Below are 21,264 nucleotides of genomic sequence, written 5' to 3' on the forward strand. Positions count from 1 at the left end.
CTAGGCTTTACTTTTTTCTATTTCTTGAAGTGCTAGAATAAGATCTTTTAAATTTTCATAAGGAACATGAATTTTCCAATCTATTCCATTTTCTTTTTTTAAAGCCACACCTATACTTAAGATATCATTACTTCCTATACCATAAGGATTAGAAAGATTACAAAGACTTATTTCTCCGCTTTTACTGCCATGTAATTCTATAGTTTTAAATATTTTTTTACTCATGTTTATCCCTAAAAGCTGTGATAATTTTTGCTTGAAATTTCAACCAATCTTTTTGAAGCATAATAGGAAAACCACCATAAACCCTAGCACCTTCTAAATTTTTAGTGACCCCACCTCTTGCGGCTATGGTAGCAAAATCTCCTATTTCTAAATGCCCGCTTGTAGCACTTTGTCCACCCATAGTAACATTTTTACCTAAAATACTTGAGCCTGAAATTCCACTTTGAGCCACTATAAGACAATTCTCCCCTACTTCACAATTATGCCCTACTTGAACGAGATTGTCAATCTTTGTACCTTGCTTTATGATAGTGCTTTCAAAAACCGCTCTATCGATAGTCGTGCAAGCTCCAACTTCCACAAAATCTTCTAAAATAACATTCCCATTATGATAAATCTTATAATGCTCGCCATTTTTTGTATGCGCATAACCAAAACCATCACTACCTATAACACAATTTGCCAGTAAATGACATTTTTTACCTATTTTAGTATCATTATAAATCACAACATTTGGATGGATTATAGTATATTCACCTATACTTACATTATCACCTATATAAGCACCTGCCATTATCACCACATGATCAGCTATTTGGACATTTTCGCCTATATAAACATTTGGCATAATCTTGGCACTTTTAGCAATTTTAGAATTTTTCTTTTCACTAGAGATTAAAGGTTTGGCAAAAAGTTTACTTAAAAGCGCAAAAGATAAATGTGGATTATCAACGACTAGCTTAATGCAATCTTTTGAAACTAAATTTTCAAATTCTTTTGAGACTAATATAGCCCCAGCTCCACTACTTGCAATTTTTTTAGAGTTTTTTTCTCCATCACAATAACTAAGTTCAGTAAAACTTGCATTATTTAATGAATTTAAAGCTGTAATTTCTATATCATCTCCACAATATTCTATGCCTAAAAATTTAGCAATTTCACTAATTTTCATTTTACCTCCATTAAAATAGAACCACTTCTAACTACACTAATAGGATTATACTTTTTCATGGTTTTTAAAAAGTTATCGATATTTTTTGCATTATCACTTGCCATTACTATAATAAACTCATCATCACTATAAGTTACACTGCCATTATAAGCTTTTAATATAGCATCTAAGCCCGCAAAATTTTCATTTAAAGCAATCTTTACCAAAGCTGTTTCTTTTTCTATAAAATCACTAGAATCAATCACCTTATAAGTAGGTATGAGTTTATGTAGTTGTTTAATAATTTGCTCAAAAACTTTTTCATCGCCTAGAGTAACGATATTGATCCTTGAGAATTCTTTATCATCAAGTGGTGCAACTGTAAGAGATTCTATATTATAACCACGTCCTGAAAAAAGCCCAACAACGCGTGATAATACCCCATGCTCATTTAATACAATGACAGAAATTACTCTTCTTTTCATTTTTTATCCTTGTTTTTATAGCTAGGTAAAATCATATTATAGATTGCCCCACCTGCAGGCACCATAGGTAATACATCTTCATAACGATCTATAGCTACATTTAAAACACAAGTTTTTTTAGATTCTAAGGCTGCTTTAAAAGCTTTTTGAAATTCTTCTTTATTAAAGACATTATAACCCTCACAATGAAAACCTTTAGCAATAGTAACAAAATCAGGTTGACTTGTTAAATCTGTATTAGAAAATCTTTCTTTATAAAACATACTTTGCCATTGTCTTACCATACCTAAAAAAGAATTATTTAAAATGATATTAATCACTTTGATTCCATAGGCACTTGCTGTCATTAGTTCTTGGATATTCATTAAAAAAGAACCATCGCCTACAAAATTTATTACCACTTCTTCACCCACAGCTAATTTAGCTCCAAGTGCAGCCGGTAAAGAATACCCCATAGTTCCTTGTCCACCGCTTGTTGCAAGTTGTCTTGCATAATTAAAAGGATAAAATTGCGCTACCCACATTTGATGTTGTCCTACATCAGTAATTATCCTTGCATCCGGAGCCAATCTAGCACATTCTTCTATAACCCATTGAGGTTTTAAAACTTCATCACTATCTTCATAGATTAAAGGATATAATTGCTGGTATCTTTGTAAAGTTTTAAACCATTCTTGGTATTTTGTATTGTCAAAACTTTCTTTTTTTAATTCTTCTAAGGTATCTAAAATAACACTTTTAATATCTCCAACTATAGGAAAATGCGCTTCGATAATTTTAGAAATAGAACTTGGATCTATATCAATATGAACGATTTTTGCACCCTTAGCAAACTCACTTGTTTTACCAGTAATCCTATCATCAAATCTAGCACCCACAGCAATGAGCAAATCACACTCACTTAAAGCAATATTTGCACAATAACTCCCATGCATACCTGCCATTTTTAAATTAAGCTCATCATCACTTCTTAAAGTCCCTAAAGCCATCAAAGTTTCAACTGCAGGAATTTGACAAAAATGAATCAATTCTCTTAATTCATCACTAGCATTAGAAGCTATACAACCTCCACCTAGGTAAAATAAAGGTTTTTGAGCATTTTTAATCAAACTTACTAATTTTTTAATTTGCTTGATATTTCCTTTATAGGTTGGTTTGTAAGTTTTCATAGAAATTTCTTTAGGATAATACCATTTACCTATAGCAGCAGTAACATCTTTAGGTATATCAATATGCACAGGCCCTTTTCTACCTGTTGTAGCAATATAAAAAGCTTCTTTTAAAATTTTAGGTAATTCTTCGATATTTTTTACTAAATAATTATGCTTTACACAAGGTCTTGAAATACCTATAGCATCGATTTCTTGAAAAGCATCTGTTCCTATTAAAGAATTTGCAACTTGAGCTGAAATTAAAACTAAAGGTATAGAATCACTATAAGCAGTGGCTAAACCTGTAACTGTATTAGTAAAACCAGGTCCACTTGTAACTACTGCCACACCAACCTCACCACTCATTCTAGCATAAGCATCAGCACTATGCAAGGCTGCTTGTTCATGTCTAACTAGGATGTGTTTAAAATGAGTTTGTCTATAAATTTCATCATAAATATTTAAAGCCGCACCACCAGGGTAACCAAAAACTACTTTAACATTTTCTTCTTTTAATGCTTCACAAATCATTTGCGAGCCATTTAGCTCTTTCATTATTTTACCTTTTTGCTTAAAATGGAAAATATTATAACGATAATTTAATAAATATTATTTTATAAGAAGAGTTTCTTGAAAAATCAAGAAACTGCTTGTGCTTTTTTAGCGTATTCTATACCTAAATCAAAAGCTTTGGCATTTGCTTCTTTAGTTTTTGCAGGTACCATATCAAGCATAGTTTGTTTTAATGCATCAATATCAATGCATTTGCTCATATAAGCAGCTATAGCTAGAGCAACAACTGATTGAGTAGCTACATTCCCTACTTCTTCTTTAGCTATAGTAATGATAGGAATTTCAAAAATTTTCCATCTAGCATAATCTTCTTTACTTGGATGAACTAAATTTGGTTCTATAACTATAACACCACCATCACAAACACCATCTTTGAAACTATGATAACCTTTATCAGCAGTTGAAAGCATAAAACTAACTTCACCTTCTACTGCATAAGGAAAAAAGATTTCATTTTCATCAATGATAATATCAACCTTAGTTGGCCCACCTCTAACTTGAGAAGTATAAGTAGAAGCTTTAAAAGCATTGCGTCCTTCTTTAATGGCAGCTTTAGCTAAAATTTCACCTGCAGTGATAACCCCTTGTCCACCTTCACCGCAAAATCTTAATTGATATTTCATTTTAATGCTCCTAAATCAACCATTCTTTTTTCTTTCAAGGCTCTTCTAACTTCCTCATAAGCTTCGCAATATTCTGCCTTGTTTTCATCTTGATGCAAAATTCCTGTAGGGAATTTATCTGCTCTTTGCTCATAATCTAATTGTTCAAATTTAGACTTTTCAACGCAACGATTTTTAATCCAATCAAGCATGCTTACAGCTTCACCCATTTTGTTTTTTCTACCAAGATTAATATGGCAGTTTGAAAATACATCTACAAAACTATAACCTTTGTGAGATAAAGCTTTAAAAATGATATTTTCAAGCTTATTTGCCTCTATAACATTTGTTCTTGCTACAAAAGAAGCCCCAGCAGCTTTAGTAAGTTCACAAGCGTCAAAATTTGGGTCTATATTACCCGCTTGAGCTGTAACAGTGTAAAATCCTTGTGGGGTAGTTGGTGAAGTTTGTGAATTTGTAAGACCATAAATAAAATTATTGATTAAAATATGAGTTAAATCTATATTTCTTCTACATCCATGGATGGTATGATTTCCACCAATTGCTAAAGTATCGCCATCCCCGCTTACTACGATTACATGTTTTTTAGGGTTTGCTAGTTTAATCCCTGTTGCATAAGCAATAGCTCTACCATGGGTAGTATGCACTGTATTGCAATTTACATAAGAACTCATTCTACCACTACAACCTATACCAGAAACCAAGCAAACATCATCCATATTCCAGCCAAGTTTTTGAATAGCTCTAATAATAGCTTTTAAAACAACACCATCCCCACAACCCCAGCACCATTGTGTTGGAAGTTTATCTACTCTTAAATATTCATCGTAATTAAAAGCCATTTTAAATATTCTCCTTTACTTTAGCAATAATTTCACTTGGGGTTATAGGGCGACCATTTGCACGGTGTAAGCTAATAAAATCATCTCTTTTACTTACTCTTTGAATTTCTTCTAAATATTGCCCCATATTAAGCTCACTTACCATAACTTTTTCAAATTTAGATACCACTTGAGCTATTTTTTTCTCAGCTACCGGATAAAGGGTAATAGGTCTAAAAAGCCCTACTTTTAAACCCTCTTCTCTAAGTCTTAAGATAGCTTCTTTAGCAGATCTTGCAACACTACCATAAGCAATGATTAAAAACTGTGCATCATCACACATAAACTCTTCATAAGTACAAATTTCATCGGTATTATTTTTGATTTTACCAAATAATCTTTTCATATTTTTATCTACTATCGCTCCATCTTCAGTTGGAAAACCTATATCTCCATGATGAAGTCCTGTGATATGATAACGATAACCTTCAAAGAAAGGATTTAGCGTAGCAGCTTCATTTTCACCTGCTGCATAAGGTTTATAATCTTTTTTATCGCCTGTGAATTTTTTGCGGTTGATGATTTTTAATTCTTCTAAATCAGGTAATTTTGCCTTACCATTCATATGTCCTATGGTTTCATCTAAAAGTAAAAATACTGGAGTCATATATTTTTCAGCTAGATTAAAAGCTCTAATAGTTTCAGTGTAAGCTTCTTCTAATGAAGCAGGAGCTAAAGCTATACTTGCATAATCTCCGTGTGTTGGAGCTTTTGCTTGAAATAAATCACCCTGTGCAACCCTTGTCGGAAGGCCAGTTGAAGGACCACCTCTCATAACATTTACAATTACTAGTGGAATTTCAGCTATAAAACCCAAACCAATTTGCTCAGCTTTTAAAGAAATTCCGGGCCCACTACTTGCTGTCATAGATTTTACTCCACTCATAGAAGCACCCAAAGCCACGCTAATACCTGAAATTTCATCCTCCATCTGTATAAAAGTACCATCATTTTTTGGTAGCATATGGCTTAGTTCATGCGCTATTTCAGAACTTGGGGTAATTGGATAACCACCAAAAAATTTACAGCCACAATCAATCGCAGCTTTTGCTACTAAAACATTACCTGTTGATATCACTTCTCTCATTGTTTTTCCTATGCGTTTAATTTTTTATATTTATTTTCTTTAATAGCTTGTGCTCTTTCTTTAGCTTCAGGAGTAAGCTTTGCAAATTTAAATTCATCTCTTTTAGCAACAAAAATTGCAAAATCAGGACAATGACTTTCACATTCACTACAGCCTATACAAGAATCAGAATGAACCACTTCTATCATCTGCCCTAAAACTGCACTGATTTCATCTCTCATTGCTAAAACTCCAGCCGGGCAATAACTAACACAAATATTACAAGCTTTACATCTTGCTTCATCAACCCAAACTGGTGTATTTTCTGGGGTTATCATTAATATTCCTTTCAAAATTTATTATTTTTAATGATTTTTTATCAAAAATTATTTTTAAAACAAACTTTTTATTATAGCGAATTTATAGCATGAATTAATATTATTTAATATATAAAGTAAAACAAATAGGTATATATAACGCAAAGTAACATTAGGAGTAAAAAACTCCTAAAAATTATTTATAATTATACTGAATGAGAGAATTTTCTAATGCAATTTGTTCTTGATTGTCTAATTTTAACTCTAAAGTTTCAAGCACTCCATCAAGACTAATCCTTGCCATAACGCCAAAAGCTTTTTCTTTTATACCATATTCTCCATCTAAAATCACACATATTGGTAAAAATTCTCCACTTCTTAAAGCCTCTATCATCCTCACACAAGAACTAGCAGGAGCTAGATAGGCTGAAGTTTTTAAATATTTTATAATTTTAGCACCACCTGTTTTAACCTCTTGTTCTATTTGAATAATATCTTGCTTATTTAAGACTTCACTTAAGGCTTTGTTTTGAACTTTGCTTTGAGATTTTACTAAAACCATACTATCATTGTGAAAACCTATAAGTTTAGTATCTATACAAGAAGTTTTTATGTTTAGTTTTTTACTCACTTCATATTTAAATCTAGCATTATCTAAAACACCCGCCATAGCAATGATTTTTTTTGATGAAAATATTTTACTTTCATAAAGAGCATTGAGTAAAAAATCTACAGGATTACTTACTATGATAAACAAAGGATCATTGTTAAATTTTTTAATATTTTTTGCGCACTCAAGCATTATTTTAGAATTAATAGCAAAAAGCTCATCTCTGCTTTGACCTTCTTTTCTAGCTACTCCCGCACTAAAAATAACCACTTGAGAATTTTTTGAGTGCGCATAATCATCTGTGCAAGTTATTTTAATATCAAAATTAAAAGCAACTATGCTTTGACTTAGTTCTAATTCTCTAGCAAAAAGCAAGTCTTTATTAATATCAATCAATACAAGCTCATCAACTAACTCCCTTAAAATCAAAGCATAAGCAGTACTTACACCAACATTTCCTGCACCTATGATAGTAATTTTCATTTTTACTCCTTTTTGTGTTTATTTCACTAAATTAGCTGGTAATTCAAAAATATTTTTAATTAAATGATAAGGAAGTTGTAAGCTTTGTGCAATAAGTTGAGTTTTAAACTCAGGATTTTCCACTGTTCCGCTTAATTTAATTTGCGTGCTAATTTGCCTATCTTTGCCTAGTATGATTTGATTGATAATAGGAACTTTTGAAATGACTGAACTGGCTGATTTTAGCGTTCTAAGCTCTAATAAACCATCCACTTGATTATTTCTTAAGTTGATTTTAACTTGACCTAGCACATCTGCACTATCGCCATTAAAATTAAGTGCATCTATCTCAAAAAGATCTTTTTTACGGTTAAAACTTATACCAGCATTTTCTACACTAAAACCTTTTTCATTAAAAGTTGGGGCTTTAAACAAAATTAAACTAGGTATGGTATCGATGAAACTTAAAAGTTGCTGATGAAATTTTAAATCTTTTAAATATGTATTTTTAAATAAAAACTTACCTTTGAAAAAATCAGTGCTATTGCCATCTATATAAAGATTAAATTCACCTTTTTCAAAAATATTTTGATGCATAAAAGTATTTAAAAAATCATCATCCATTTTTAAAGCTCTAACTTGCATTTGATTTTCTTTGAGTAAAAAATCAAATTTAGATTCATCCCTATTTGCCCAAGCTTTTATATAGTTTTTTTTGATTTTAGCATTAAATTGATCAAAGTCTAAAGTTTTATTAAAATCATTTAAAATTAAATCTATATTTTTACCACCAATGTTATAAGTTATATTTTCAAGAGTATCTAGAGTATTTTCTGTGTCTTTTTGTGAAATCAATAAATTAACATTGTTTAAAGTAATATTAATATCATCATTCTCTTTTTGCGCAAAAACACTACCACTTACACTAGTTAAATTAAAATCATCTCCTTTTATTTTTATACTAAAACTATCATACTCATAAGGATTATTATCTTTAGAAAGTAAAAATGATTCAAAAGTAGTATTGTTTATATCTACATCAAAATCTTTAAAATCCAAAGTATTTAATAGCAATTCTCCATCATGCACATTATTCTTTTGCATTAATTTAGAATAATTTTTATATTTTGCAAGTTTTTCAACATAAACAGACATGCCTTGATCAAAATTTAAAGTTGTGGTAAGTTCTTTATTGTATAAACTAATATTTTTATCAAAATCAAGGTTTAAATCAAGAAATTTATTTTCCATTTTTAAGCTCTCTTGCGGTAACTCTAAGTTTGTTATAAAGGTTTTAAAATCACCTTTTTTCTGCTTCAAATCAACACTTGCATTAAAATCACCATTAATCATGCTACTTTGCACACTTGCATTTTGTATACCTAGCTTATCTTTTTTCAATGTAACATTTGCTTGAGCTATCTTAAAATCACTTATATTTATATTTGAGTTAATAATATTAAAACTACCATTATAAGTAATTTTCTCAGGATACTCAAAAGGAATTTTTAATACTAAATCAGTCTTTGCAACACCATTATTTTGCAAAAATGGTAATTTTATATCATATAAAAGTAAAATTTTATTAACCCTATAATCAGCTCTAGCATTATCACTTTTAATACGTATATAAATTCCTGCTTTCTCATTTAACATATTGTCTATATAAATTTGACTTTGAGTTAAATCATAACTATTAAAACGCAATTCATCATAAATAAAATCAAGTCTTTGTTTAGCAAATTCAAGTCTTACAAAAGGACTTACAATAGGATCTATGCCTTTATCTAAAACTACTTTTAAATTATTTACATAACCTTTAGCACTAATATCATTCAAATAATATCTATGTTTTCCAAAGTCTGCAAAACCAGTTAATTTTTCTATAAAATAAAAATCAGCCTTTACCTTACCACCCACCCAAAGAGCAAGATTAGAAGGCAAATGCACTCCATTTTCTACTAAAATATCAAAAATTTGCGAAATATTATTTGAGCTGATATTTTCTAATTCATAAGCGACCTCTTCTCTTTTGAGTGAGAATTTAACATCACTTTTTAAAAAATCACTATCAATTTTACCTTTAAAAGTATAAAATTTTGTCTTAGGATTGATAAGCAAGGAACCAATTACGCTAAGATTATGATCTTTTAAAAGAAAATTATCAATATTAGCTTGTATATTTTTATCACTAATTTTTAAATTTACTTTTACCAAAAGATTTTTGCTATTTACAAAAAATAGATTATTTTTATAAATTAACTCCACAGGATAGTTATTAACAAGCATTTCATCAATATTGATTTCTTGAAAAAACCAATAAATATATTTTACATCTTTAATAAGCTGCACAGCTTTACTTGCGCTAGTTTCATTTTGAGTGTTTTGACTTTGAGAATTTACTACGACTTTTTTAGCATTTAAAATGAGTTTTTTATCTAATTTAATATATAATTTCTCCAAATTAATAGAAGAAAATTCTAATTTTTCTATATAAATTCCATTTTTGAGGTAAATAAACAAAGCAATGAAAAGTATCATAGGTAATGCTAAAAATTTAAGAATTTTTTTAATATGTTGTGATTTGATTTTAATTTTTCTTTTATCCATTTTTTACTATCTACTTTTACCCATAAAAACAAACTCTGTAGTTTTTATACCACAAGGTTCTGTTAGCAAGATTATAACGCAATTAGATAAAAATAACTATAAAATGAGCAGCATTGATAAATATACTTTATATTTTTTGGGCCATCCGCAATCTGGCTGGATAAATGTAGGTACAAAAGAGTTAAATAGAGTTGAATTTTTACATAAGCTTACCGTCGCTAAGGCAGCGCTTGAAACCATTACTTTAATTCCCGGAGAAACGACTGAAATTTTCTTTGAAGAATTAGCACCAAAATTAAATTTAAAAGCTAAAACCTTAATGCAAGAATTTTACAAACAAAGTCCTTTTAAAGAAGGTATGCTTTTTCCTGAAACTTATAAAATTCCAAAAGGTATCACAGAAGAGCTTTTAGTAAAATATCTTTTGGCTTATTCTACAAATGAATTTAAAAAACTTTCTTATAAAATTTTTAGAGAATATAATGAAAAAAAATGGCATGAATATATCATTATAGCGTCCATTATACAAAAAGAAGCAGCGAGTAATGAAGAAATGCCTATAGTTTCATCTGTGATTAAAAATCGCTTAAGAAAAGGTATGAAGCTTCAAATGGATGGAACATTAAATTATGGAAAATACTCTCATGAAAAAATCACCCCGCAAAGAATAAGATCAGATAATAGTTCTTATAATACTTATAAATTTAATGGCATACCAAAAGAAGCTGTGTGTAATGTTTCATTTGAAGCTATTAAGGCAGCTATTTTTCCTGCTAAAACAGAATATTTATATTTTGTAAGAGATAAAAAAACCAATAAGCATATTTTTACCTCTACTTTAAAAGATCATAATAAGGCAATAAGAAATTAATTATAAAATTTCTCTTTGCCCTTTTGCATCAGGTTCACTTAAAACACCTGTTTGCGAAAGCTGTTCTATGATATTTGCTGCGCGGTTGTAGCCTATTTTTAAGCGTCTTTGTAAATATGAAATACTAGTTTTTCTATCCTCTAAGATCACAGCCTTTGCTTCTTCATAAAGTTCATCTAAATCCCCATCATCAAATTCACTTCTTTTATAAACCCCATCTTGACTATCATCTTTTAAAAAACTCTCATCATATTCTACTACTTGTTGAGCTTTTAAAAACTCTACTATATTTTCAATTTCATTTTCGCTCGCAAAAGGTGCGTGCAAACGCACTAAACCACTCATACCAGGAGGAGTAAATAAACAATCCCCACGCCCTAGTAAGCTTTCAGCCCCCATAGAATCTAAAATAACCTTAGAATCTATCTTTTGCCCTACTTTATAAGAAATTCTACTTGGTAAATTTGCTTTTACAACCCCGGTAACAACATCTACTGAAGGGCGTTGCGTAGCTACGATTAAGTGAATTCCACTTGCTCTTGCCATTTGCGCTAAACGACCTATATAAAACTCTACATCCTTACCTGCTGTCATCATTAAATCAGCCAACTCATCAATAATCACTACGATAAATGGTAAGATTTTGCCACCTTGCTCTTTGATTTTTTCATTGTAATTTTCTATATTTTTAGTTTTTGCTTCAGCCATCAAACGATACCTGCGTTCCATTTCAGCTACCATATTTGATAAAGCATTTACCGCCTTTTTAGGATCAGTAATTACCGGTGTAAGTAAATGTGGTATATCATTATAAATACTAAATTCAAGCATTTTAGGATCTATCATCATAAGTCTTAAGGTTTTTGGTGAATTTCTATAAAGCAAAGATAAAAGCATAGAGTTAATTCCCACACTTTTACCACTTCCTGTAGTTCCTGCTATTAAAAGATGAGGAAGTTTTTTAAGATCTGTGATGAAAGGATCGCCTACTATATCTTTACCCAAAGCTATGGTTAAAGGTGAGCTAGAATTTTTAAATACCTCACTTTCTAAAATTTCTCTTAAGTAAATCGTATCGATTTTTTCATTTGGAACTTCAATCCCTACTACATCTTTACCTGGGATTGGAGCTTGAATTCTTATAGTTTGAGCTTTTAAAGCCATAGCCAAATCATCTTGTAAAGATAAAATTTTACTCACTTTAACATCTGCTGCTGGACGAAATTCAAAAGTAGTTACAACAGGACCTGTGTAAGTTCTAACTACATCTCCACCTATTTTAAAGCGTCTTAATTTTTCAAGTAAATCATAAATTTTTCTATCGATTTCTTCTTCATTGATTTCACTTTTACCTTCTTTTGGCATAGTTAAAAAATCTAAAGGTGGTAAAGAAAAATCTTTTGGTTTTTCAAAATTTCCAAAGTCAAGATCTTTTAATAAAGCTTTATTTTCACTCACTTCATTAGCAATAGAATGGTGTGTTTTATTTTCTATTACTTCTATTATAGGCTCTTGGGTAATCCCAGATGGAAATTTTTCTTCTTTGACTTCATTTTGTGCTTCTTCTACTACAAAAGGACTTTCATAGTTTCTTTTACTTCTTAGCTCTTCTATACTAATAGGCTTAGTAAAATCATCTTCACTAAAATCAAGTTCTTTTACTTCATTTTGTGGAATAAAATCCTCATCTTTAAATTCTTTTACCCCTAAAAAGCTAGTTTTATTTTGAATTTTTTTAAATTCAGCTTCTTTTTGTGCTTCTATAGCGTTTAATTCTTCAATTTTTTTAAAATCCTCATTAAGCTCTTCTAAGATTTTTTCTTTTTGTAAAGCTTTATACTCTTCTAGCAATTTAGCTTTTTGTAGCATTTGCTCACGCTCTTTAAGCTCTTTGGCAAACAAAGAATTTTCCTCTATCACCTCTTCTTTGTTTTCGTTTAAATCCATATTGCGTCTTTTATAGCTTGGCTCATCTAAATTTTTACTTTTTAAAGTTTGAGTATATATATCTTCGCTTTTATTTTTGTATTTTGATAAATACTCTTCAGGGGTCATTTCATCTTCCTTTATATTTATTTGACTAGCTTTTTGAGCAAAACTTGCAATAGGTTCTGAAAGTTCATGAATATAACTTGAACCTAACTTTTTATCCTCTTCGCTAATCACAACATCTTCTAATTCTTGGTTTTTTAAATCTTCAAGATTGAATTTTTTACTTTCTTGAATTTCTTGTTTTGGTAATTCTTCTTCAACAAGTTCTTCTTTTTCATCTTTAATTAAAAGTTCTTGTTTAAGCTTTTCTTGTTCTTCTTTGGTTTCATTTTCATATTTATCGCCACCAAAAAATCCAAAAATTTTATTTTTAATCAAAGTTTCAAGTTTTAAATAAAAATCAAAATTAAGCTCTATTTTAAATACTTCTTTGATAATTTGTGGAAAAGAAATACTAAAAGCAAAAGCTAAAAGCAAAATCACTAAGATTAAACTTCCTATTTTTCCAAAAAGTCCATCTAAAATCACAAACATAGCAGAAGCTATATAACCTTTATCTTGTAAAAATGCTGAGGCAAAAATAAGTGAAGCAAAAATACAAGCAAAAATAGCCACGCTAAATCTACGCTCAATAAGTTCAAAGTTATAATCATTTTTATATAAAAGATAATTAAACCAAAAAAAAACAAAAGGGTAAAATTTAGTCAATGATCCAAATAAAAAATAACTAAGTTTTGCTAAAGAATACCCTATAATACTTACTAAAGCTTGATCGGGTATCAAAGCACTTAAACAAAAATAAAAAATAAAAATACTAGAAATAACAAAAATAGCTTCTTTTTTTATAATATATCCTTTATAAAGAAAAAAGCTATTATATCAAAAAATTATAAGTAGTTTAATAAACTCATTTGAGAAATTTTAGAAGTAGCAGAAAGCATAGCTTGATAAGATACCATAGTTTGCATAAACTGCATATAAGTTTGCCCATAATCAGCATCAGTTACACCGCTTTTAATAGAAGCCACATTGATATTTAAAAAAGTCATTCTTTTATTTGTCTCTTCTATATTATTAGTGTAAGCTCCTATAGTTGTTTGCATTTTTCTAACATGATCTTGTAAATGATCAATTCTTTCTAAGGCACCTTGCAAACCTGTATTTCTAGGATCACTTCCTTCTGAATCAGCTCTCATATTGCCATTTAAAACAGCATCTATCATCTCGTCTAAGTCTTTAATCAAATCAATATTTGGATCATCGATTGTTAAAGAATTATTTGCACTAAACACAAATCCAGAACCATTACTTACTTCTCCTGCTGGCGGAAAACCACTGTTTGAATTTGAATCTTTTAAAGTAAGACCTATATTTGTATTAGTTGAAAATTTATCAGTAATACTTATACGACCCTTATAATCCATACTAACTTCTACAAAATCTTTAGAATTATTTATATTTTGTTGAATAGTTTGAAAATCGCCATTATTGATCGTTCCATTTGGATTTGCATTAATTGTGGTAGTTGGTACATTATCACTTGCAAACATGCTTATAATATCATTTAACTGACCATAAGTAATATCTTCAGGTTTTGTTTGCATACCTACTGAAGTACCAGTTGCTTCGTTATATTGAGAATGAGTAATAGGGAAACTTATAGTTTGAGTAGGATCATTTGGATCAGGATAACTTACCGTTGAATTTTCTAAATCAATAGTTACATTGTATTTTTGACCACTTTTAGAAGTGATTTCCATTTGAAGTTGCTGACCTCTCATATCACCGTTAGCATTCGCTAAAACTTCACTTAATTTGGTGCTATCAGTAGCATATTCACTAGTACCTTTAATCACTTGAGAAACATTACCAAAAACAGTATTGCCATCTTTTTCAAAAGGCACATCAAAATCAGCCCCATTGGTTTTATTACCATTAATATTACTTTTAATAAAATCTGTTTTATGTATATCTACAGTAAATTGCTCGCCATTTACCTCAATAGTAACTGGACTCTTAGCATTATTTAAATCTCCATTATGAGAAGCTTCCATAATACGATTAGTCACTTCATCCATACTGATGCCCTCAGCGGCAGCAGCTTCACTTAAAGCTTTTATTTGATCTGCATCCTCAAGCTGCGGTGTCATAGCAACTGCATGAAAATCTAAAGAGCTATTACCCTCTTGTAAATTTTTAATTTCTATTTGACCACTATCATTCATAGTCACTTCAACAACTTTGTTTGCATCCGTGTTGCCATACAATTTACCAATATTTTCTAAAACATCACCTATTTTATCTTCAGGTCCTATATTAATAGTTGCCTTAAAGCTTGTTCCATCAGGTCTAACACCTTGAATATACATTGATGAGCTTGGAAAAGGTAGTTTACTATCTGCATAATCAAAATCTTTATCAGGGTCAAGTCCACCATTTTTCACATAATTTTGACCTATAAGATAAGAAAATTTAGATTCTTCATCTAAATATTTTTTTTGCTCAGGATTAGAATTAACATCATATCTACCATCTATCATAGATACATTTGTAGAGATAATCTTGCTAATATTTGAATCAGGTTTAAAAAATAAATCCCAACCAGGTATGTTATAAGGAATTTGAGTTCCAGCACCACTTACTACGAAAATATTATCTTTGTTACCAGTATAATTTCCATATTTATCAAAAGGTTTTGTAGCTGTATTAGATCCTGCAAATAAATATTGACCGTTAATACTAGTATTTGCAATATTTACAATAGAATCTCTTATAAGCTCAAGCTCTTTTGCAATAGCCTCTCTTGAAGTTTGAGAATTTCCATCACTAGAAGCTTTTACTAAAAGTGTTTTAAATTTTTCCAAAAGCTCGGTAATGTTTTTTAAAGCTGTATCTGTATTTTTTGCCATTTCTTGTGCTGCTTGCGTTCCTTGAATAATCTGACCTATATTTGCCATTTCATATTCTAATCGTGAGCCATTAATATAAATATTTGCATTTTCCCAAGAGTGTTGAATAAGCTGACCTGTTTGCAATTGCAAATTATATTTATTAAGTAAAGACTGTCCATCCGTGTAATTTTGTATAGAAGTGTAGTAATTATACTGATTGCTAATTCTCATTATTTTGCTCCACAAATAAAATTTTTTAATTATTTACAAGCAAAAAAAGTTCCAACTTTAAAGATATTTTAATTTTCTATATAAATATTTTTATATTGTTTTAATTTTTTTTTAGTATAATTTCACATTCTATATTTTTAATTTAAAATCTTAAAAAGCCCGGGTGGTGAAACTGGTAGACGCGCCAGACTCAAAATCTGGTAAGGGCAACCTTGTGTCGGTTCGAGTCCGACCTCGGGCACCATTACTTTTATCATAAACTCTCATAAATTATCACAAATTATCAAAATAAATCCGATAAATAAGCACTTTGGAAAGATTTTAGTTATCACTAATTATCAATAATTATTAGTAGAACAATCAAACAATATATTTAGCAACTGCTCTTTGCAAAATAATCCACCTTCATGATATAAAGCAGTATTTGATATAGATAATCCAAGCTATGAATTATTATGTAAGCTTGTTAAGGCGCGTGATTATAAGCAAGCTAAGATTATTTTAGAAAAAATAATTCTTTTGCAAAATGAACAATACGAACATATCACTCAGCTTTGTTTTTATGTACCAAAAGGGACAGTAAGCAATGTAATGCCAAGTGAGGATTTTTTTAGTACTATTGTAAAAAATGCAAAATCTCAAGGCTTTCATATTCCTAATTAATGATAAAGTGATGCATACTTGTTTGCGTTTTGATAAACTAGAATATGCTAAATTTCTTAGAACATTAGGCTATAAAGTAGTAATTACCAAAGAAAATAATTTTGGTTTATTCGTTGCATTAAAAAAAATTTAGCACAGAAAACAAAAATATTTTAGAGTTTATCTTGGATAATCTTGATAGTAAAATTAATACTACATTTTTTGAAAATATTGGACTTAATCAAACGCCTAATAGAAGATTTTGCGATGCAGATGATGAAACACTTGATTTTTTCTTTCAAGAATTAATAAAGCGTTACCCTAAAGAGATGCTTGATGAAAAACTACTAGTTATGTTTGTGCATAGTGATCTTATTTATTTACTTTTTAAACATGGATTAAAAATAGATTTAAAAAATATACCATATGATCTAAATATAGTAGGAAGGTATTACTTAGTACCGATTCAGAAAATGCTTGCTTATGAAGTAAAGGGAAGAATATCAAGATTTTTACATCTTTTAAAACATAATTTATTGCGTGCAGATTCTATTATAGAATATTATACTGGAGTAAAAGCCCCTGCGTTGCTTATTTTTTTTAGATAATTTTAAGGATAGATTGGACCTTGATGGTAAAGAATATCCAATAAAAGACATTTTAATAGAATTTGCAAATCATAATGTAGATGTACAAAAGCTTGGAGCTTTTTATGATAAAGATTTTTATGAAATTTTAAAATTAAGCGAATATAAACAAGAAATATTGAAAATTTTTAAAAATAAATATATTATATTTGACAAACAAAAATGGTTTATATATATATATTTTAGTTATCTTAAAAATTCTGTCTTGCTAAAAAATAATTAAATTTTTAACTAAAAAATATATAAAAACCTTTTTTGAGACATTTTATAGGACAACCTTGTGATTTTTTAAAATGGCATTGAATTTTATCAATTTAAATTTGCATATATAAAAAAATTCAAACCTATTTTTATTCAAATACTTAAGTTTTACATTTTTGAGCTATCACATCCATAGCTTCTTGCGAGAGCACAAAATTTGTGTGATAAAGCAAGCAACTGCCCATATCAAGTACTTTTAGCACAAGTTTTTTGTTATTAGCATCTTTTGGATTATGTCTTGTATTAGCTAGATCATAAATTTCATACACCATATCTTTACTAAGCTTATTAATGTCAAGTTCTATGATATTTTCTTCAAATTTCATAGGATCTTGGGTAAATTCTTCTTTGTTTTCTTTTTTTGCAAAGCTTTTTTTCTTACTAAAAGATTTTAGCTCATTTTCCTTTGCTTCTTCTAGGGTATAAATTTCATTTAAACTAAAACTTAAGTCATTGTCGTTGTTTTTATATCTTAGCAAAAAGGCAAAGGCTTCATCCTTGCTTTCTTTAAAAAGCGCTTCAACTTTTTCTACTTGAGCTTCAAAGATAATCATATCAAAAGTAGAATAAAAGTCTAAAACCACAGCCTTAGCATATCTTTTACCACTTTTACTCATCATTGATTTAAAATCTTCAATCTTTCCTACAACCAAAAGCTCTCCCTCTCCTTTGAGTGTTTCAAAGTCCATGCTTTTAAAATACTCTATACCTTCTATTTGACTTGCAAATTTATCTAAAGGATGACCTGATACATAAATTCCTAAGATTTCTTTTTCATAGCCTAGTTTTTCCATTAGTTCAAATTCTATTTTACTATCATGAAGTCCTACTTTGATATCTGCAGCTATTTCTTCTTCTCCAAAAAGCGAAGCAGTAGAGTTTCTTTTAACTTCAGCGATTTTTCTACTTGTTTCTGAAATAAGCTCAAGATTATCCACCAAGCATTTTCTAGTGTAACCAAACTCATCAAAAGCACCTGATTTAGCTAAATTTTCTATAGTTTTTTTATTAATCTTAGTAGGATCAATCGAACTTATAAAATCATCAAAATCACTAAAACCTTCTTCCTTACGAATTGCCATGATATTTTCTATTGCAGGAATTCCCACACTCTTAATCGCTCCAAGTCCATAAATAATAGCCTCAGAACCATCTTCAAGCTTAGTTGCACTAAATTCTCTTTGAGCTTTATTGATATTTGGCGGCAAAAGCTTAATATTCATTCTTTTCATCTCTTCAATGTATTTTGCAACCTTGTCTACATTACTTTCTTCACTTGTTAAAAGTGCAGCCATAAACTCACTAGGATAATAAGTCTTTAAATACGCTGTTTGAAAGGTTATAAGTGCATAAGCAGCTGAGTGAGATTTATTAAAACCATATTCAGCAAATTTCAAAATAAGTTCAAACAAATCATCAGCTTTTTTCTCATCATAACCTTGCTTTTTAGCTCCTTCTAAATACTCTGCTTTAAGATTATCCAAAATTTCTCTTTTTTTCTTACCCATAGCACGGCGCACATTATCAGCCCCGCCCAAAGAAAAACCACCGATTTTTTGCACTATTTGCATAACTTGTTCTTGATAAACTATAACCCCATAAGTGTTTTCAAGTATAGGTTTTAAATCTTCAAATGCATAAGTAGCAGCCTTTCTACCATGCTTAATATCGATAAAATCATCCACCATCCCACTATCAAGTGGGCCTGGTCTATATAAAGCTAAAACCGCGATTAAATCTTCAAATCTTTCAGGCTTTAACCTAGCATTTAAACTTTGCATACCGCCTGATTCTATTTGGAAAATTCCTAAAGTATTGCCACTTTGTATGGTTTTATAAACCTTAGGATCATTCATATCAATCTTTTCCCAAATTACATCTTTACCATAACGCTTTTTCACTAGCTTAATCGCATTATCAATCACCGTAAGAGTTTTTAAACCCAAAAAGTCAAATTTGATTAAATCTACATCTTCAAGATATTCTTTAGAATACTGCGTTACCAAATGACGCTCATCATTTTTGCTTTGTCTAAACAGTGGAGCTTTATTCCACAAAGCTTCATTAGATATCACAACTCCAGCTGCGTGCATACCTGCATTTCTATTTAAACCCTCTAATGCCTTAGCAAAATCCCAAACTTGACGCCCTTTTGGATGAGAATTTACAAATTCAGCGATTTTTGGTTCTTGCTCGTAAGCTTTTTCTAAAGTGATTTTTAGCTCTTCAGGAACTAATTTTGCCAAAGCATCCGCATCAGGTATGCTCATATCACAAACCCTAGCTACATCACGGATTACTCCCTTTGCTAAAAGCTTACCAAAGGTAATAACTTGCGCAACCTTTTCAGCTCCGTATTTATCAATAACATAATCAATCACTTCCCCTCTTCTATCTTGACAAAAATCCACGTCAATATCGGGCATTGATACACGCTCAGGATTTAAAAATCTCTCAAAAAGAAGATTATAAGGTATAGGATCTAAATCTGTAATTTTCAAACAATACGAAACCAAACTCCCCGCAGCACTCCCACGCCCTGGGCCAACTGGTATATCTTTTTCCTTGGCTGCGGCGATAAAATCATGAACGATTAGCATATAACCTGAAAATTTCATATTTTTAATAATACTAATTTCCAAATCAAGCCTATCTTTATACTCTTGATGTTTGCTCTCATCGATAAATTGAAGTCTTTCTTCCAAACCCTTTTTACAAAGATACTCAAAAACTATATCATCATTATCAAAGCTAAATTCTTGATCTTCTTGACTTAAACTTAAGCCATATTTTTTCGCATATTCACGGGTAAATTTAAAATTTGGTGGGGTAGGATCGCCTAGTTTTAATTCTAAATTACATTTATTAGCTATTTCTTGAGTGTTTTCAATGGCTTCAGGAATATCAGCAAAAAGTTCACTCATTTGCTCTGGTGTTTTTACATAAAACTCATGCACTTCATGTCTTAAACGCCCTGGATCATCAAGCTTAACCCCCATAGCTATACACATAAACACTTCATGTGCAGCCGCTCTTTCTTTAAAAGTATAGTGCGTATCATTCGTTGCGATGATTTTTATATCAAGCTCTTTAGCAAGTTTAATGATAGAATCATCGATGAATTTTTGATCATCAATACCATGACGCATAATCTCAAGGTAAAAATCATCTCCAAAAACCTTTTTATACCAAAGCGCAGCTTCTTTTGCACCTTCATAACCTTTTGCACCAAATTTTAAATTTCTTTCATTTTTGGTATTTAAATGCCAATTAACCTCACCTTGCAAACACGCAGACGAGCAAATCAAACCCTCGCTATGTGCTTCTAAAAGCTTTTTGTTAATCCTTGGGTAATAATACAAACCATGTATATAGCTTTGCGAGCTCAAATACATCAAATTTTTATAGCCAATTTCGTTTTTAGCAAATAAACAAATATGAAAGCGTTGTCTTGAGCTTTTATCACTTAAATCATCGTGATTATGCAAATACGCTTCAAGCCCTATGATAGGTTTAATCCCCTCAGCTCTCATTGTTTTATAAAAATCAATAGCCCCAAACATATTTCCATGATCAGTCATAGCAACACTTGTTGCACCTTGAGCTTTTAGCGTTTTAGCAAGCTCTTTGAGTTTATTTGCTCCATCAAGTAAAGAATATTCTGTGTGTAAATGTAAATGTGTAAATTGGCTCATATTTTCCCTTGTATTTTTTTATTATTATAAAAAAAAACCTTAAATTTAAAACTTACAAGCATAAAAAATGTATAATAGCTTACTTTCAAAAAAGGAGTAA

Annotated in this window: 17 protein-coding genes, 1 tRNA gene and 1 pseudogene; 6 read left to right on the plus strand and 13 right to left on the minus strand. The window is 30.1% G+C overall.

The window, feature by feature from the left end; translation table 11 throughout:
- From CAMP5060_RS00410 to CAMP5060_RS00455, 10 genes are all read right to left on the minus strand, one after another.
- Nucleotides 1-225: a hypothetical protein gene (locus CAMP5060_RS00410; RefSeq protein WP_337217700.1), complete on the minus strand. Its 225-nt coding sequence runs from the start codon at nucleotides 223-225 to the stop codon at nucleotides 1-3.
- Nucleotides 218-1,177, minus strand: coding sequence for a UDP-3-O-(3-hydroxymyristoyl)glucosamine N-acyltransferase (gene lpxD, locus CAMP5060_RS00415; RefSeq protein WP_039628355.1), 960 nt, complete (start codon nucleotides 1,175-1,177; stop codon nucleotides 218-220). Before lpxD ends, CAMP5060_RS00410 begins: the two co-directional genes overlap by 8 nt.
- On the minus strand, nucleotides 1,174-1,641 hold the full coding sequence (gene ilvN / locus CAMP5060_RS00420; RefSeq protein ID WP_039628356.1) for an acetolactate synthase small subunit: 468 nt from the start codon (nucleotides 1,639-1,641) through the stop codon (nucleotides 1,174-1,176). The genes lpxD and ilvN overlap by 4 nt, the downstream gene beginning before the upstream one ends.
- Complete coding sequence (locus CAMP5060_RS00425) at nucleotides 1,638-3,347, minus strand: acetolactate synthase large subunit (protein WP_214136206.1); 1,710 nt, start codon at nucleotides 3,345-3,347, stop codon at nucleotides 1,638-1,640. The genes ilvN and CAMP5060_RS00425 overlap by 4 nt, the downstream gene beginning before the upstream one ends.
- An 83-nt stretch (nucleotides 3,348-3,430) precedes the next feature.
- Nucleotides 3,431-3,988, minus strand: coding sequence for a 2-oxoacid:acceptor oxidoreductase family protein (locus tag CAMP5060_RS00430; RefSeq protein ID WP_214136205.1), 558 nt, complete (start codon nucleotides 3,986-3,988; stop codon nucleotides 3,431-3,433).
- Complete coding sequence (locus tag CAMP5060_RS00435) at nucleotides 3,985-4,830, minus strand: 2-oxoglutarate ferredoxin oxidoreductase subunit beta (protein WP_039641524.1); 846 nt, start codon at nucleotides 4,828-4,830, stop codon at nucleotides 3,985-3,987. Before CAMP5060_RS00435 ends, CAMP5060_RS00430 begins: the two co-directional genes overlap by 4 nt.
- Nucleotide 4,831: 1 nt before the next feature.
- Nucleotides 4,832-5,956: a 2-oxoglutarate synthase subunit alpha gene (locus tag CAMP5060_RS00440; protein ID WP_337217701.1), complete on the minus strand. Its 1,125-nt coding sequence runs from the start codon at nucleotides 5,954-5,956 to the stop codon at nucleotides 4,832-4,834.
- A gap of 8 nt (nucleotides 5,957-5,964) precedes the next feature.
- Nucleotides 5,965-6,273: a 4Fe-4S binding protein gene (locus CAMP5060_RS00445; RefSeq protein WP_442863341.1), complete on the minus strand. Its 309-nt coding sequence runs from the start codon at nucleotides 6,271-6,273 to the stop codon at nucleotides 5,965-5,967.
- Between the two features lie 175 nt (nucleotides 6,274-6,448).
- Nucleotides 6,449-7,345: a malate dehydrogenase gene (locus CAMP5060_RS00450; RefSeq protein ID WP_214100490.1), complete on the minus strand. Its 897-nt coding sequence runs from the start codon at nucleotides 7,343-7,345 to the stop codon at nucleotides 6,449-6,451.
- A gap of 18 nt (nucleotides 7,346-7,363) precedes the next feature.
- Nucleotides 7,364-9,865 (minus strand): YhdP family protein, encoded by a 2,502-nt coding sequence (locus CAMP5060_RS00455; protein WP_337217702.1) that lies wholly within the window; start codon nucleotides 9,863-9,865, stop codon nucleotides 7,364-7,366.
- On the opposite strand from CAMP5060_RS00455, the gene mltG reads away from it, so the two are divergent.
- Nucleotides 9,852-10,805, plus strand: a complete 954-nt coding sequence (gene mltG / locus CAMP5060_RS00460; protein WP_337217703.1) for an endolytic transglycosylase MltG — start codon at nucleotides 9,852-9,854, stop codon at nucleotides 10,803-10,805. The two genes, CAMP5060_RS00455 and mltG, sit on opposite strands and share 14 nt — an antisense overlap.
- On the opposite strand, the pseudogene CAMP5060_RS08265 reads toward mltG, so the two are convergent.
- Nucleotides 10,806-12,326, minus strand: a pseudogene (locus CAMP5060_RS08265) (DNA translocase FtsK); the annotation flags it as partial.
- Nucleotides 12,327-13,684: 1,358 nt separating this feature from the next.
- Nucleotides 13,685-15,919: a flagellar hook-associated protein FlgL gene (flgL, locus tag CAMP5060_RS00470; protein WP_087700028.1), complete on the minus strand. Its 2,235-nt coding sequence runs from the start codon at nucleotides 15,917-15,919 to the stop codon at nucleotides 13,685-13,687.
- Nucleotides 15,920-16,076: 157 nt separating this feature from the next.
- Here flgL and CAMP5060_RS00475 point away from each other — a divergent pair.
- The 5 genes from CAMP5060_RS00475 to CAMP5060_RS00495 all read left to right on the plus strand — a co-directional run bounded on the left by CAMP5060_RS00475 (nucleotide 16,077) and on the right by CAMP5060_RS00495 (nucleotide 17,431).
- Nucleotides 16,077-16,163: transfer RNA gene (locus tag CAMP5060_RS00475), tRNA-Leu, on the plus strand.
- Between the two features lie 275 nt (nucleotides 16,164-16,438).
- Nucleotides 16,439-16,582, plus strand: a complete 144-nt coding sequence (locus tag CAMP5060_RS00480) for a hypothetical protein (protein WP_337217704.1) — start codon at nucleotides 16,439-16,441, stop codon at nucleotides 16,580-16,582.
- Between the two features lie 10 nt (nucleotides 16,583-16,592).
- Nucleotides 16,593-16,715, plus strand: a complete 123-nt coding sequence (locus CAMP5060_RS00485) for a hypothetical protein (protein WP_337217705.1) — start codon at nucleotides 16,593-16,595, stop codon at nucleotides 16,713-16,715.
- A 31-nt stretch (nucleotides 16,716-16,746) separates the two neighbouring features.
- Nucleotides 16,747-17,169, plus strand: a complete 423-nt coding sequence (locus CAMP5060_RS00490) for a hypothetical protein (protein WP_337217706.1) — start codon at nucleotides 16,747-16,749, stop codon at nucleotides 17,167-17,169.
- 13 nt (nucleotides 17,170-17,182) lie between these two features.
- Nucleotides 17,183-17,431: a hypothetical protein gene (locus CAMP5060_RS00495; protein WP_337217707.1), complete on the plus strand. Its 249-nt coding sequence runs from the start codon at nucleotides 17,183-17,185 to the stop codon at nucleotides 17,429-17,431.
- A 139-nt stretch (nucleotides 17,432-17,570) separates the two neighbouring features.
- Here CAMP5060_RS00495 and dnaE read toward each other — a convergent pair whose 3' ends face one another.
- Nucleotides 17,571-21,164, minus strand: coding sequence for a DNA polymerase III subunit alpha (dnaE, locus tag CAMP5060_RS00500; protein WP_337217708.1), 3,594 nt, complete (start codon nucleotides 21,162-21,164; stop codon nucleotides 17,571-17,573).
- Nucleotides 21,165-21,264: the final 100 nt, after the last annotated feature.

It is taken from the genome of Campylobacter sp. 1569 (assembly GCF_024723675.1).
Taxonomy (GTDB): Bacteria; Campylobacterota; Campylobacteria; order Campylobacterales; family Campylobacteraceae; genus Campylobacter_D; species Campylobacter_D jejuni_C.